Source organism: Kitasatospora griseola (assembly GCF_014648555.1).
In the GTDB taxonomy this organism is placed as follows: domain Bacteria; phylum Actinomycetota; class Actinomycetes; order Streptomycetales; family Streptomycetaceae; genus Kitasatospora; species Kitasatospora griseola.
Window position 1 is genome coordinate 1 of sequence record NZ_BMRI01000021.1, and the last position, 12953, is coordinate 12953.

Annotated in this window: 14 protein-coding genes; 4 read left to right on the top strand and 10 right to left on the bottom strand. The window is 68.8% G+C overall.

The features are described from left to right. Positions 1–98 precede the first annotated feature (98 nt). The 6 genes from IEZ12_RS24020 to IEZ12_RS24045 form a co-directional block, all read right to left on the bottom strand. Positions 99–728, bottom strand: coding sequence for an HD domain-containing protein (locus IEZ12_RS24020; protein WP_189274570.1), 630 nt, complete (start codon positions 726–728; stop codon positions 99–101). 13 nt (positions 729–741) lie between these two features. After that, positions 742–1197 (bottom strand): GntR family transcriptional regulator, encoded by a 456-nt coding sequence (locus tag IEZ12_RS24025; RefSeq protein ID WP_189274572.1) that lies wholly within the window; start codon positions 1195–1197, stop codon positions 742–744. Between the two features lie 557 nt (positions 1198–1754). Further along, positions 1755–2234, bottom strand: coding sequence for an SLATT domain-containing protein (locus IEZ12_RS24030; RefSeq protein WP_189274574.1), 480 nt, complete (start codon positions 2232–2234; stop codon positions 1755–1757). Positions 2235–2251: 17 nt separating this feature from the next. After that, positions 2252–3724 (bottom strand): RNA-directed DNA polymerase, encoded by a 1473-nt coding sequence (locus IEZ12_RS24035; RefSeq protein ID WP_189274576.1) that lies wholly within the window; start codon positions 3722–3724, stop codon positions 2252–2254. Between the two features lie 423 nt (positions 3725–4147). Further along, entirely contained in the window at positions 4148–4759 is a 612-nt protein-coding gene (locus IEZ12_RS24040; RefSeq protein WP_189274578.1) for a TetR/AcrR family transcriptional regulator, read from the bottom strand. Between the two features lie 27 nt (positions 4760–4786). Further along, positions 4787–5653, bottom strand: a complete 867-nt coding sequence (locus tag IEZ12_RS24045; protein ID WP_189274580.1) for an alpha/beta hydrolase family protein — start codon at positions 5651–5653, stop codon at positions 4787–4789. A 199-nt stretch (positions 5654–5852) separates the two neighbouring features. Between IEZ12_RS24045 and IEZ12_RS24050 the strand changes: the two genes are divergently transcribed. Further along, positions 5853–6347 (top strand): SRPBCC family protein, encoded by a 495-nt coding sequence (locus IEZ12_RS24050; RefSeq protein WP_189274582.1) that lies wholly within the window; start codon positions 5853–5855, stop codon positions 6345–6347. Between the two features lie 19 nt (positions 6348–6366). Here the strand turns inward: IEZ12_RS24050 and IEZ12_RS24055 are convergent, their stop codons facing one another. Continuing rightward, positions 6367–7947 (bottom strand): MFS transporter, encoded by a 1581-nt coding sequence (locus IEZ12_RS24055; protein ID WP_229847882.1) that lies wholly within the window; start codon positions 7945–7947, stop codon positions 6367–6369. A 186-nt stretch (positions 7948–8133) separates the two neighbouring features. Here IEZ12_RS24055 and IEZ12_RS24060 point away from each other — a divergent pair, with 186 nt between their 5' ends. From IEZ12_RS24060 to IEZ12_RS24070, 3 genes are all read left to right on the top strand, one after another. Further along, positions 8134–8445, top strand: a complete 312-nt coding sequence (locus IEZ12_RS24060) for an ArsR/SmtB family transcription factor (protein ID WP_373295523.1) — start codon at positions 8134–8136, stop codon at positions 8443–8445. 143 nt (positions 8446–8588) lie between these two features. Continuing rightward, positions 8589–9218, top strand: a complete 630-nt coding sequence (locus tag IEZ12_RS24065; protein WP_189274588.1) for a YbhB/YbcL family Raf kinase inhibitor-like protein — start codon at positions 8589–8591, stop codon at positions 9216–9218. Positions 9219–9335: 117 nt separating this feature from the next. Next, entirely contained in the window at positions 9336–9986 is a 651-nt protein-coding gene (locus IEZ12_RS24070; protein WP_189274590.1) for a thiaminase II/PqqC family protein, read from the top strand. On the opposite strand, the gene IEZ12_RS24075 is transcribed toward IEZ12_RS24070, so the two are convergent. The 3 genes from IEZ12_RS24075 to IEZ12_RS24085 all read right to left on the bottom strand — a co-directional run bounded on the left by IEZ12_RS24075 (position 9983) and on the right by IEZ12_RS24085 (position 12917). After that, on the bottom strand, positions 9983–10528 hold the full coding sequence (locus tag IEZ12_RS24075; protein WP_189274592.1) for a GNAT family N-acetyltransferase: 546 nt from the start codon (positions 10526–10528) through the stop codon (positions 9983–9985). The genes IEZ12_RS24070 and IEZ12_RS24075 overlap by 4 nt on opposite strands. Then, on the bottom strand, positions 10521–11381 hold the full coding sequence (locus IEZ12_RS24080) for a nucleotidyltransferase domain-containing protein (RefSeq protein WP_189274594.1): 861 nt from the start codon (positions 11379–11381) through the stop codon (positions 10521–10523). The genes IEZ12_RS24075 and IEZ12_RS24080 overlap by 8 nt, the downstream gene beginning before the upstream one ends. A gap of 90 nt (positions 11382–11471) precedes the next feature. Beyond that, positions 11472–12917 carry an endo-1,4-beta-xylanase gene (locus IEZ12_RS24085; protein ID WP_189274595.1) on the bottom strand — a complete coding sequence of 482 codons (1446 nt, stop codon included), beginning with the start codon at positions 12915–12917 and terminating at the stop codon, positions 11472–11474. Between the last annotated feature and the right edge of the window lie 36 nt (positions 12918–12953).

The window sequence follows — 12953 nt, forward strand, 5'->3', positions numbered from 1 at the left end:
ACAACCTCGCCCTCGCCGGATGACCGGCAGGGCACGTGCCCCAATGCTGCCAGGTGAGTTACGAGACAGCCTTTAGGGTGTCGTGACTGTCACAGCTGTCACTCTGTCACTGCAAGCTTGATGACCTGCGGTGACGGCAGTGACAGCGCAGTGACGGGCTCCGTGGCAGACGCAGATACCGAATCCACGGAGCCCGCCAGCTCCAGCCGGTGCTCCACCCGCTGGGCCGCCGCGTGGATTTCCGGCTCCGCCCGCCGGATGAACCTGCCGACGATGCTGTCCGGCCCGTACCGGCCCACGATCTCCGCGATCCGCGCCGGCGTCGTGGTCGCAGTGCCGTCCGGGGTGGTGGTCATGTCGCAGTAGATCAGCGCATCGACCAGCTCGGGCGTCTCCAGCGGGAACTCGTCCTCCAGCTCCTGGCGCAGCCCCCGCTCCTCGGCCTCCAGCAGAGCATAGGAGTGGTGCGCAACGAGCCGGACGACCCGCTCGTCCACGCGCTTGACGTTGCGGATGAACCGCGCGCCGTCGAGCGGGTGGAATCCGGTGTCGGTGATACGTGGCGAGTAGCCGATGTCGTGCAACACGGCGGCGGATTCGAGCAGTTCCGCGTCCGGCCCGAGAATGGGCGCCAGCAAGCGGGCCCGCTCGGCCACTCCCTGCGAGTGGGCCCAGCGGCGGGGAAGGTTGTCGGAGAGCAGGGATTCGGCGAGGTCGTAGGCCCACACGGTGGTGTCCTCCCTAGGAAGCGGGTGGTGCGGTGTTCGTCCCGGGCAGCGCGCGAACGAAGCGGCCCTTGCCCCGTCGGACTTCCAGCACGCCGGCGCCTTCGAGCTGGGCCAGTGCGCGGCGCACCGTACCGCGGGACGCGTCGGTCAACTTGCGCAGCTCGCTCTCCGACGGGAACTCGTCGCCCGGCTCCAGCCCTTGAATGGCGATTACCCCCAAGACCTGGTCGTAGACCGTAGGCGGCTCCTGGGCGACCGCGACCGTCCGGCGGGCACCCTGTCGCGAGCGGATGAGTCCTTCGTCCGCCAGCACTTTGAGCGCGCGCCCAACAGTCGTCCGAGCCACCCCGTACCGGGCCATGAGCTCCGCCTCGGAGGGGAGCATCGTCGGTCCGGAACTCTCGTCGAGTTCGGCGCGCAGCGCCTCAGCGATCTGCAGGTACGTACCGCGTGGACTTCGCTCACTCACTGGCCACCCCTGCTCATACTGTGATCTCCAGCCACGATGAAGGATGCCGCATCGCGGGAGCCTCATCGAGGGCTTGGCCAGTATGGCCGAGAGGTGACGGTGCTCGGACAGTACCCGAGCCGTAGCAACCCATCTCAGCGGGCTGCGGAACCCATATCAGGCACCGCGCCGGACAGCCAGTGACTAGGGTCTACTGTCCGGGCTGTCCGACTGTCCGGACATCCCACCTGAGTCGGGAAAATAGGCCGGACAGCTTGCATGGCTTGTCCGGGCACTGCGCCTACCTCTTGACCACTGGTGGTTCAGTCACAGGTACCCCACACCCCTTGGCGTTCCAAGTTCCCCATTATGTTAAGGCGCGCACAGCGTGCCAGCGCGCGACACTTCCCGCTCTCCAAAAGTCCTGCCTTCGTTCCCACTCCCGCGGCGTCCCGACTGCACACAAAATCGCGAAATAATTATCTAAGGCAATTGGAATAGGTTCCATCGCTTCATTGCGTTGCAGGATATGCAAACAGCGCCCTATCCACTTCTTTCCGTAATCCGCAAATTAAATATCAAGAAGCCCTTCCCCGCTGGATTCTCTTCCGAGCCAATTCAAATGACCTATTCGGGACAGGCGAGTCCGTAGATACGATTTGAAGATACTCATCGTTCAAGATCCTCACCTTTTCCATAATTCTGTCCATTTCTTCAACTTGGGATATAAGTTGAAGTTCAAGCTTGATTTTGTGTCGCAGCACAGTGTAGGCCCGAGCAGATCCAAGAAAATCTACAGACTTCTTGGCCCCTCCCAGGAATGAAGCAGTAGCAGCCACGGCACCAGCCACTGCTGAAACCGCACCCCAGATCGGTCGACTTGCGAGCGCCGACATAAAGCCAGCAGTGGCAGATGCACAGGCGGGCAAGAAAATCATCAGTCTTCCCCAGCGCTCAGATCGCTTAGATGCTTCAAAATATGCCTGAGCGCTGTACAGGCAATTCTCGTGCATCTCTTGCAGCTGTGCCTTGAGTAGGTCGGTCTGCTCTTGGGTCAACACTGGCATTTCACCTCTCAACAGATCGGGATAGTGGGGCGATCACTCAAATACCGACAAACCCATTTAAGGGGTGGCAGGTACTCTTGCACTTCATTAAGATAATTTCGGGAAATATTTCCTGATTCATAAAGTGCCATCAGGAGAGATCGGCGCATCGCGATACTGGGCTCATCTTCAAATTTATGCCGAAGCAGCTGCGCCTCCCCGATCGATGCATCGCGCCCCAGATATCTAGCTGCAAACTCGCGCGGGAAGTCCTCCCGATTCCTATCGTCGAAAATATTCCAGGCAGCCTCTTTGAGCTGCGCAGTTCGCTCTCCCGAAACTAGGAAGTAGCGTAGGATCCTCTGCTCCAGATAGGGATAACTCGCACTTCCTCCCGAAGTCATAAAACGCGAGAGTTCCCGCTCTATATCCCTGGCCCGACTCTTGCATGACCCCAGATACCTGAATAGCTCCTTGGCGACATGCGGCAAATAGGCAAGGTTATCGAGGCACCAGCCGATGGCGTAATCATCGCCAAATCTGGCAAATCGATTTAGAGCAAACCGGATCTGCGTCTGCTTTACTTTATCCTCCTTGATTGTCTCTTCAAAGAAAATGCGCACTTCGTCCTGAGCGCCAGGGATTTCCATACGGCAGGCCGCACTCAGCGAAGTCATCCTCGGATCTCGAATTTGCACTAGGCTATCAATTCGGTCCAGGATCGCCGTCTTCTGCGAAGATACAGAAAGCCGTCGAGACCGGAAGATTCGACTAACCTCCCCGAGGATATCCCTGAGCTCAGTCCAGTCAGAATGAAATATTCTAATGTCATCAGAATATCTAGCGAAATCCGCACCCGACCTCCCTAGAAACTCATCAACTGGGAACAAGTAAAGGTTCGCCAATATCGCGGAAGCATCGGACCCCTGCGGAAGTCCCCAGGCATGGTTAATTCGCTGAAAGGCAGAGAGGAATCGAATCAAGTTCTGCGTATCACCCCGACCTCCAGTAAGGCAGGATAGATCATCCGAAAGAATTCCCACATCTACGTGCTCATAAAAAGATGAGACATCCAGCGTCGCCATTCTCATCCAGGGGCTGCTATTCAGAAATCTTTGCGATATCTTCTGCATTGCACCCCAGAGCTTTGCCCAGAATATCGGCTCGCGGCGCCCATGATCCCATCGATAGCTCAGAACTCGACCGTCCGTATGCCTATCGACAATGGGCGCAATCGAATATATGAGAGCATCGTAGATTAGCCTGTCTCGTGCCGAAAACCTCGCCAGCGGCCTAAATGTAATCGCATCTTTAGGGAAATCAACAATCTCGGTATAAGTGGGCAGGCAATCCCCGTCGCGAATTGAAGCGATGAGCGCCTTCTTGTAGCCCTGATCCCACTGGTGTGATATGTCCGCATAGCCAGCCACATCGGGGATAGCCGAAAAGTCTTGATTTCCTGCCAGTAGGCGTTTGGCGAGATCCAGCGCATTGGCTGTCACGGCATCTCCAGCCGACTGCACCACTCGCCCCCAGCGCTCACCTAGCATGATTGTAAGAGGTAGGAGTCTACGTCGTCCCAGCCTGGCTTCCCAAGGCTTGGACGGTCTCAGGCTTGGTCAATCAGCTTTCGGCGGCTGAAGGTTCAGGCAGTTGACAGAAGTAGCGACACCACAGGCTGCAATGCCGCTCGCCTCTGGGCCGCCTGGGGGCCGTGCAAGGGTGGTTGACAGCACTCAACTTTGACGGTTGATAACGAGGTTCCCACAGGTCATCGCGCTTCCCGGTAGCAACGCCGCAGGCCACATCGACGGTGCGTCACTCCTGGTACTACTGGTCGACCCTGATCTGACCGGTCGTCATGGCTCGAACGGGCCGCCCCCTCCCCGGGTGCGGCCCGTTCGGCGTTTCGAGGGGTCGGGGCGTCAGGGCAGTCGCGGCGGGGCGGCCAGGGCGGCCGCGACCAGGGCGTGGACGGCGCGGTCGTCGAGGTCGCCGGCGAGGAGGAGGCCGCGGAAGAGCATCAGGCCGGCCCACATGTCGAGGAGGGTGAGGACGTCGGTGTCGGCGGGGAGGACGCCTCGGGCGACGGCGCGGCGCAGGACGGTGGCGGAGCGTTCGCGGCGGGGTTCGATCAGTTCGGTGCGCAGGCGGTGGGCGAGTTCGGGGTCGGTGGCGGCGTCCGAGATCAGGGCGGGGAGGATCGCCCGGACCTGCGGGGCGCCGTAGAGGCCGGCCAGCGCCCGGGCCACGGCGAGGATCTCGCGCGGGCTGTCGCCGAGGTCGTCCACCGGGACGTCGGGCAGCCGGGTGCGGACGGCGTCCAGGGTGAGGGCGGCCTTGTGCGGCCAGGAGCGGTAGACGGTGGCCTTGCCGACGCCGGCCTCCTGCGCGATGCCGCCGACCGTCGCCTTCGGGTAGCCGACCCGTGACAGGACCCGCAGCGTGGTCGCGAGGATCCGCTCCCGCGCCGCCAAGTCCCGGACGGGAGCGCCCTGTTCGTCGGACAGCGGGAGCAGGTTGCGCTTCTCCCCCATGGTGTGTCGCCTCCGTGGTGTCTCGGCTCAGCGACCGGCCAGCCAGCCGGTGATCAGTTCGGCGATGCCGCCGCCGGAGCGGGCCCAGCGGACGTGGTCGGCGGCTTCGCCCTCGGCGGGGACGTGGTGCCGGCGCTCCACGTCCGCGGCGGGGAGCTTGGCGACCAGGCGGTCGACCGCGGTGGCGGGGGCGAGGTGGTCGTCGGGGAGGGAGACGGCGAGCACCGGGAGGGTGAGCGCGGTGAGGGCCTGCTCGTAGTCGAGGTCGGCGCCGGTGGGCGCGTATCGGCCGGTGCGGCCGAGGCGGGCCCAGTCGCGCATCAGTCGGGCCGGCTGGCGGCCGCCGAAGCCCAGTCGGTCGCCGGGCCAGTAGCCCCACAGGGCGGCGACCAGGGCCACGAGTTGGGTGTTCGCCAGCACCCGCCAGCGGGCGGCGCCGGTGAATCCCCGGAAGTCCACCGAACCGGACGCGACCAGCACCAGGCCGTCCACCGCCTTGGGTTCGCGCGCGGCGGCCAGCACCGCGCTCTGCCCGCCGATGCTGTGGCCGAGCAGGAACAGCGGCACGTCCCCGCCGAACCGGCCCCGGGCGGCCGCCGTCGCCGCCGGGAAGTCCCGGGACGCCAGCGAGTGGTAGCCGTGCGTCGAACGGCGGGCGGCGGGCGGACCGCTCTCGCCCTGGCCGCGCAGGTCGACCGCGACGACGGCCACCCCGCGGGCGGCCAACTCGGCGCAGAACGGCCCGTAGTAGCCGGCCGGCACCCCGAGCGCGGGCCACAGCACCAGCACCGCCGACGGCGGGCCGTCCGGCGCCGTCACCGTCGCGGCCAGCGGCTCGGCACCGGGCACCGGTATCCGCAGCTTCTCCGGCTCCGCGATCGGCTCCGCCGCCATCGATTCCTCCGCCGTCCGTCGCCACCCGCGCCGCAGGTCGGAACGGGTCGTCTCGTCCGCACGCTAGCGACACCCGGTACGGGCCGTCAAGTACCGTTCCGGGAGCCGGTTTTGGCCCCTTGCGAGGCGCTTCGCCGAGCGATTACAGTCCGGGACGCCCAGCCCTGCTCGCCAGTCACTTCCAACCGCGGAGGCCCGCGTGACCCGTCAATGGACCCTCCGGGAGAGCGTCACGGTGCACGCGTCCGCCGAAGCGGTGTACGCCGCCCTCGGCGACCTGCAGAACCTGGCCCGCTGGAGCCCCGAGTGCATCGCGGTCCGGCGACTCGGCGGCGGTCCGGTCGTCGAAGGCACCCGCTTCCTGGGCTTCAACCGCAAGGGCCTGTTCCTGTGGTTCACCGACTGCCGGGTCACCACCGCCCGGGCCGCGCAGGAATTCGCCTTCCGGGTGTCCACGTTCGGCCTGCCGGTGGCCACCTGGGGCTACCTGGTCGAACCGGAGGGGCCCGACGCCGTCCGCGTCACCGAGTACTGGGAGGACCTGCGCACCGGACGCGGCTCCCGCCTGACCGAACTCCTCGGCCGGGTCTTCACCGGCACCCGCCCCACCGACCGCGCCGCCGTCAACAGCGCCGGCATGCGCGCCACCCTCGCCCGCCTCCGCGACGCCGTCGAGGCGGCGCACCCCGCGTAGGGCAGGTCGGGCATCGAGGTCAGCCGGCCGCTGTCTGCTCGGCCTTGCGGCCCCTCAGCAGGGCTGCGATGAGCACGAGCAGCGCCAGGCAGATGCCGCCGAGCACCCACAGGACGGTGTGGAAGGCGCCGTCGTAGGCGTGGACCAGGAGGTCGGTGAAGCTGCCGCGCCGCGCCTCGGCGACGTGTCCGACCGGGCCGGAGATGTTGCCGCTCGCGACGGTGCCGGCGACGGTGGCCGGGTCGCCGGCGTCGGCGAATTCGGCGATGCCGTCCCGGGTCCTGCCGCTGATGACGGTCGCGAGCAGCGAGCCGTAGACGGCCACGGCGACGGCCTCGCTGCCGAGGCGCAGGGTGTTGAGGAGACCGGCGGCCATGCCGGCCCGTTCCGGGGCGACGAGTGCCAGGGCCTGGCCGTCGACCAGGCCGGCCGCGAGGGCGAAGCCGGCGCCGGTGATCAGCATCGGCAGGGCGACCAGCCCGAGGTCGATCCCGGGCCGGAAGAGCTGGAGGCCGACGGCGCCGACCACCAGGAGGACCACGCTCAGGCGGATGATGCGCATCGCGGGGACGCCCCTGGCGACGAGCTTGGCGGTCACCAGCGGGAGGACCAGCATCGGGGCCGTCAGCAGCAGCATGGCCGCCCCGGCCGCGCCGCTGGACCAGCCGCCGGCGGCGGTGAGGTAGCCGGGCAGGTAGGTCAGCATGGTGACGAAGCCGAAGGAGCCGGCCACCGGCACCAGGCAGAGCGCCATGAACCGGCGGTCGGTGACGATGCCCAGGTCGAGCATCGGGTGCTCCGTGCGCTTCTCCACCGCGGCGAAGATCGCGAGGACCGCGATCGTGCCGGCGAACAGGCCGAGCACGCCCGGGCTCGCCCAACCCCACTGCGAGCCCTGGGCGATGCCGGTGGTGAGCAGCAGCATGGCGAGAACGAACAGGGCGGAGCCGCGGACGTCGATGCGCGCGCCGTCGACGCGGGTCTCCCGAACGGCGCGGCGCATGGTCGGGACGGCGAGCAGGGCCAGGGCCGGCACGATCGCGTGCACGGCGAACACCCAGCGCCAGCCGGCGCTCTCGATCAGCACGCCGGAGAGCGACGGGCCGAAGGAGACGCCGACGCCGGCGACAGTGCCGAAGAGCGCGAACGCCCGGCCGCGGGCGGGACCTTCGAAGACGGTGGACAGCAGCGCGGCGCCGCAGGCGAAGATCGCGGCGCCGCCGATGCCGGCCAGGGCGCGGGCGGCGTCCAGCAGGATCACGTTGCCGGCGAAGACGCTGACCAGCGAGGCGGCCGCGTAGATCGTGGCGCCGAGGGCGAAGGCGCGGACGCGGCCGATGATGTCGGCGACGGATCCCCAGGCGAGGGTGAAGCAGGCGAACGCCACGTTGAAGGCGTTGACGACCCACTGCAGGGGCACCAGGCCGGCGTCGAGGTCGGAGCCGATGTACGGCAGCGCCACGCCTGTGCCGGAGATGGACATGGGGACGACGAGGACGGCCAGCAGGACGGCGACCAGGATCAACGTCTGCCGTCGGCGCCCCGCCCCCTGAGGTCCGGCGCCTTCCCCGACGAGGGGAACTTCGGTCTGTGCAGCCATGGTTGAGGATGCTCCCGTTCCGGAGGACTCCGAGGACTCCGAACCCAAGGTTCGGTTTTTGTCGAACCTGAGACTGGCAGGAAGCAGAGGTATCATGCAAGTCGAACCTGACCCGCGACTGCGGCGGGCGAGCGACGGGAAGACGGAGAGATGGTCGACGCGGAAGGTCACCCGAGCCGGGACGAGATGGAGCTCGCAGCGGTCCTGAACGCCCTGTCGGACCCCTTGCGGTACCGGGTCGTCCAGGAGTTCGCGGAACTGCCGGACGGCACCGAGCGGACCTGCCTGTCCTTCGAGCTCGGGGTCTCGAAGTCCACGCTCAGCCACCACTTCCGCATCCTGCGCGAATCCGGGCTGGTCCAGCAGATCAACCGGGGCAACAGCCGGAAGGCGCACCTGCGCCGGGAGGACCTGGAGGCACGCTTCCCGGGGCTGCTCGACCTGATCGGCCAGAACCCGCCGCCCCGGAAGGATCCGGCGGACGACGCCGACGCCTGAGCACCGCGTTCGGTCACCTCGGGCGTGCGGGACCCCGGAAATCGGTGTGCAAACTCTTGACCCTCCGCCGTTCGGCGGCTTAGCTGACGGCCGCCGCCCGGTCTTTTCCGACGGGGCGTCACATCAACGACACGGGGGTCAAGTTGATCATCTCTCGCCTGCCCGCGCTCCGGACGGCGGCCGTCGCCGCCGCCGCGCTGGCCGTCAGCTGCACGCTCACCGCCGCCGCGCCCGCGAGCACCGCGGACGCCGCCCCGAAGGACCGTCTCACGCCGTTCACCCTGACCAGTCCGGACTTCCGCGACGGCGGCAAGCTGCCGGCCTGGACGGAGTTCGGCGGGCCGGGCTCCGAGGGCGCGTCGTGCCACGGCAAGAACCTCGCGCCCCAGCTGAACTGGCGCAACGCCCCGGCCGGCACGGCCGGTTACGCGCTGCTGGTGAACGACCCGGACGCCCCGCTGGCCGGCGGCTGGCACCACTGGGTGCTGTACGACATCCCGGGCTCGACGCACCGGATCGACGGCCACGGTGCCCTCCAGTTCACCCAGGGCGCCAACAGCTTCGACGTCTACGGCAGGCCGGTGGTCGGCTGGGGCGGTCCGTGCCCGCCCGCGACCGGTCAGCCGCACCACTACGTATTCACGCTCTACGCGCTCTCCACGCCCACCCTCCCGTCCGCAGGCCTGACGTACGAGCAGGTCACGGCCGCCATCGAGCCGTACGTCCTCGGGGCGACCAGCATCGTCGGCACCTTCGTCCGGGTGCCTGCCTGACACTGCTGAAGCACCGCCGGTGTGGCACTCCGGCGGCTGCGGGCACCCGCCTCTAGCATGGGCGGTGCCCGCAGCCGTCAGCAGCGGCCCTGCCGCTCGCGCGCCGGAGGTACCCCGTTGACCAGCGCACGCGAACTGTACGAACGCACCGTCGCCGAGCTGGCCCCGGCCGCCGCGCACAACCGCCTGGTCGAGCGGGTGGAGGCGGGCACCGCGCCGGTCGGGGCGCTGCAGCGGATCGCCGGGGAGGAGGACCGGATCATCCGCAGCGACCGCCGCTCGTTCGCCCTGCTCGCCGCCCGCTTCGCGGACTCCGGCCCGACCGCCGCCCCGTTCTTCCTCGGGCTCTCGCAGGGCGAGGGCCAGGCACTCGACCTGCTGCCGCCGTTCGCCGCCGCCGTCGGCCTCTCCCCCGCCGACCTGGCCGCCTACCGCCCCCGCGCGGCCGCCCAGACCTACCCGCACCACCTCGCCTGGCTGGCGCAGTTCGGCACCATCGCCGAGACCGTCCTTGCCCTGCTCGCCAACTTCGGCTTCTGGGGCGGCTACTGCGGCCGTCTCGCCACCGCCCTCCCCCGCCACTACGGGCTCTCCGCCGAGGCGACCGCCTTCTTCCGGTTCTTCGCCACCCTGCCCCCGGACTTCGAGCCCACCGCCCTCGGACTCCTCCAACACGCCCTCGACGAAGGCGAGTCCGCCGAGGACGCCCGGCACGCCGCCCACCTGATGCAGGCGTACGAGGCGTCCTTCTGGACGGCGGTGCTCTAACCTGCGCTCGGCCTCAGCCGGTACACCACCGTCCGGCGGTGCGGGCCCGGCGGCAGGGTCGGGTCGTCGAAGTCCGCCGCCGGGTCGTACGTCATGCCGAGGCGTTCCGCCACGGCGCGCGACGGGGTGTTCCCTTCCGCGATCAGGGCCAGGATCTCCGGCAGCGCCAACTCCTGGAAGCCGTACCGGAGTACGGCCTGCGCCGCCTCGGTGGCGTAACCGTGGCCCCAGGCGTCGCGGTGCAGGCGCCAGCCGGCCTCGACGCCCTCGACGGGCGCCTCCTCGTCCACCGGGTCGAGCCCGGCGAAGCCCAGGAACCGTCCTCCGTCGCGGAGTTGGACGGCCCACCAGCCCCAGCCGCGTTCGGCGAGCTCCGCCCGGAAGGCCGCCAGGGAGCCGGCCGATTCGGCGCGGGTCAGCAGACTGCCGAAGTGGCGGCGCACCTCGGGGTCGGCGTTCAGCTCCGCCCAGCGGTCCAGATCGCCGTCCTTCCACTGGCGCAACAGCAGGCGGGGGGTGGTCAGTTCGACGAACTCAGCCATGTCGGACCTCCGCCCCGGCCAGCACCTCGGCCGCCAGTGCCTCCGCCGCGTCCAGCACCGCGCCGAGCGCGGCCGGGTCGACGGCGCCGGGGGCGAACAGGGCCTGCGCCCGACGCTCGAAGTCCGGCGGTGCACAGGCGAGTTGACTAGCTGACGCGATCGCGCCCTTCTCGTTGACCAGCCACCGCCCGGCCCGGGCGTGCAGTGCGTGCACCAGCAGCCCGACCGCCCGGAACAGGCAGCCCTGCACGTGGCCGGCGTCGCCGCGCCGCGCGCCCTTGCGGGCGACCGCCAGCGCGAACGGCGCCTCCCATGCGGCGTCCGCCTCCAGCCGCTTCGTCAACTCGACTGGGAATTCCCGCACTTCGGCCCGGAGCGAGGCCAGCTCGCCGTCCGGGTCGGCGAGCACCCGCCCCAGCGCCAGCTCGCCGACGTACGCGTAGGACGGCACCCCGTACGGGTGCCCGGCCTGCTGGCCGGCGAGGTAGCGGCCGGCCCGGGCCTCGGCGGCGTAGTGGCGGACGCGGGCGATGTCCCGGTAGATCCAGTCGACGCGGGCCGGGCCGAGGTCGAGCCAGGCGCCGCCGTCCACCCACGGGCCCCAGCCGCCGGGTTCGGTCACCTCGACGGGGTGGCCGCAGAGTTCGGCGGCGAGGGCGCGCAGGGCGGCGGTGTCGAGTTCGCCGGCCCGGTAGTACAGGCCGAGGTCGTAGTCGGAGCCGTCGACGTGCGCCCCGCGGGCCCGGCTGCCGCCGAGGCAGACGCCGACGATGCCGTCGATCCCGGCGAGCCGGGCGGCGATCCGCCCGATCTCGCCCTCGATCGCTTCGCTGTTTCCGGTGTTCTCGTTCATCGTCCGTCAGGATGCCGCACCGCTCCCGCCCTCGCGAGGAGGTTTCGGTTCGGACGGGCGCGGCGCGACCGACTGGGGCCCGACGCGGGATCAACCGACCGTGCAGGCCACTCCGTTGAGCGAGAATCCGGTGGCGGCGGCCGGGTTGCCGGTGTGGTTGGCGTTGAACCCGAAGCCGGTGGACCCGCCCGCCGGGATGGCCGCGTTGTAGGCCAGGTCGGTGGCGGTGACCTGCCCGCTCGCGGGGCTGACGGCGGCGTTCCACGCGCTGGTGACGGTCTGTCCGCCGGGCAGCGTGAACTTGACCGACCAGCCGTTGACGGCGCTGCCACCGGTGTTGGTGACGGTGACGTTCTCGGTCAGGCCGGTGGCCCAGGCGTTGACCTGGGTGCTGACCCGGCACCCGGAGCCGGTCGGCGGCGTGGACGGCGAGGCGGAGGACGACGGGGACGAGGACGGCGAGGGCGAGCCCGCGGTGCCGCCGAGCGCGGTGACGGCCGAGCGGTAGGAGGCCTTCGGCTGGTAGTTGTCGTCGTACATGGTGGCGGCGCCGTAGCCGCCGAACGCGCCGGGGATCCACGAGTCGGCGTCGCCGACGCCCCACTGGGAGATGCCCACGCAGCCGCTGACGGCCAGGCAGTTGGCGATCACCGTGGCGTAGTCGGTGGCCTGCTGGGCCAGGTTCGCGGCGCCGGCGGGCACCTGCATCCGGTCGTCGAGTTCGGTGACGGCGACGTCCAGGCCGAGCGCGGCGAAGCGCTGGATGTTGGCCTTCATGGTACTCGGGACCTGGCCGACGATGAAGTGGCTCTCCAGGCCGACGCCGTCGATCGGCACGCCCTGCGACTTGAGCGAGGAGACCAACTGGTACATGGCGTCGCTCTTCGCGTTGACGCCTTCGATGTTGTAGTCGTTCAGGTAGAGCTTGGCGTTCGGGTCGGCGGCGTGCGCGGTGCGCAGCGCGTCCGCGATGTAGCCGCTGCCCATGGCGTTGTAGAAGGCGCTGGTGCGCAGCGAACCGTCCTCGTTGAAGGGCTCGTTGACGACGTCCCAGGAGTAGACCTGGCCCTTGTAGTGGGTGGCCTGGGTGGTGACGTGGTTCTCCATCGCGGCCTGCACCTGGGCGGTGGGCAGGCTGCTGACCCAGGACGGCAGTTGGCTGTGCCAGACCAGGGTGTGGCCGCGGACCCGCATGCTGTGGGCCTTGGCGAAGGAGACGATCTGGTCGCCGGGGCCGAAGTTGAAGGTGGTGGCGGAGGGTTGGGTGGTGTCCCACTTCATCTCGTTGCCGGGGGTGACCATGTCGAACTGGGCGCCGGCGACGGCGGTGAGCGTGGAGTTGCTCAGGTTGGACTGGGTGAGGGCGGTGCCGAAGTAGCGGCCCTTGGCCTCGGCGAGGTCGTGCAGGGTGCCGCCGGCGGCTCCGGCGGGGCCGCTGCCGAGGGTGGCGGCGGCCAGCAGTCCGCCGGCGGCGGCGACGGCGAGCGCCGCGAGGGCGCGCCCGCGCCGGCGTGCTGCGCGCAACTGTGCAGCCATGGTTCGTCCTTCCGGGGGTGGGTGGGTGGACGGACC

Bases quoted from the DNA above. Each gene is read 5' to 3' on its own strand.
- IEZ12_RS24080 (WP_189274594.1), bottom strand. From the start codon at position 11,381: ATGAACGAGAACACCGGAAACAGCGAAGCGATCGAGGGCGAGATCGGG.
- IEZ12_RS24075 (WP_189274592.1), bottom strand. From the start codon at position 10,528: ATGGCTGAGTTCGTCGAACTGACCACCCCCCGCCTGCTGTTGCGCCAG.
- IEZ12_RS24045 (WP_189274580.1), bottom strand. From the start codon at position 5,653: ATGGCGGCGGAGCCGATCGCGGAGCCGGAGAAGCTGCGGATACCGGTG.
- IEZ12_RS24055 (WP_229847882.1), bottom strand. From the start codon at position 7,947: ATGGCTGCACAGACCGAAGTTCCCCTCGTCGGGGAAGGCGCCGGACCT.
- IEZ12_RS24040 (WP_189274578.1), bottom strand. From the start codon at position 4,759: ATGGGGGAGAAGCGCAACCTGCTCCCGCTGTCCGACGAACAGGGCGCT.
- IEZ12_RS24085 (WP_189274595.1), bottom strand. From the start codon at position 12,917: ATGGCTGCACAGTTGCGCGCAGCACGCCGGCGCGGGCGCGCCCTCGCG.
- IEZ12_RS24060 (WP_373295523.1), top strand. From the start codon at position 8,134: ATGGAGCTCGCAGCGGTCCTGAACGCCCTGTCGGACCCCTTGCGGTAC.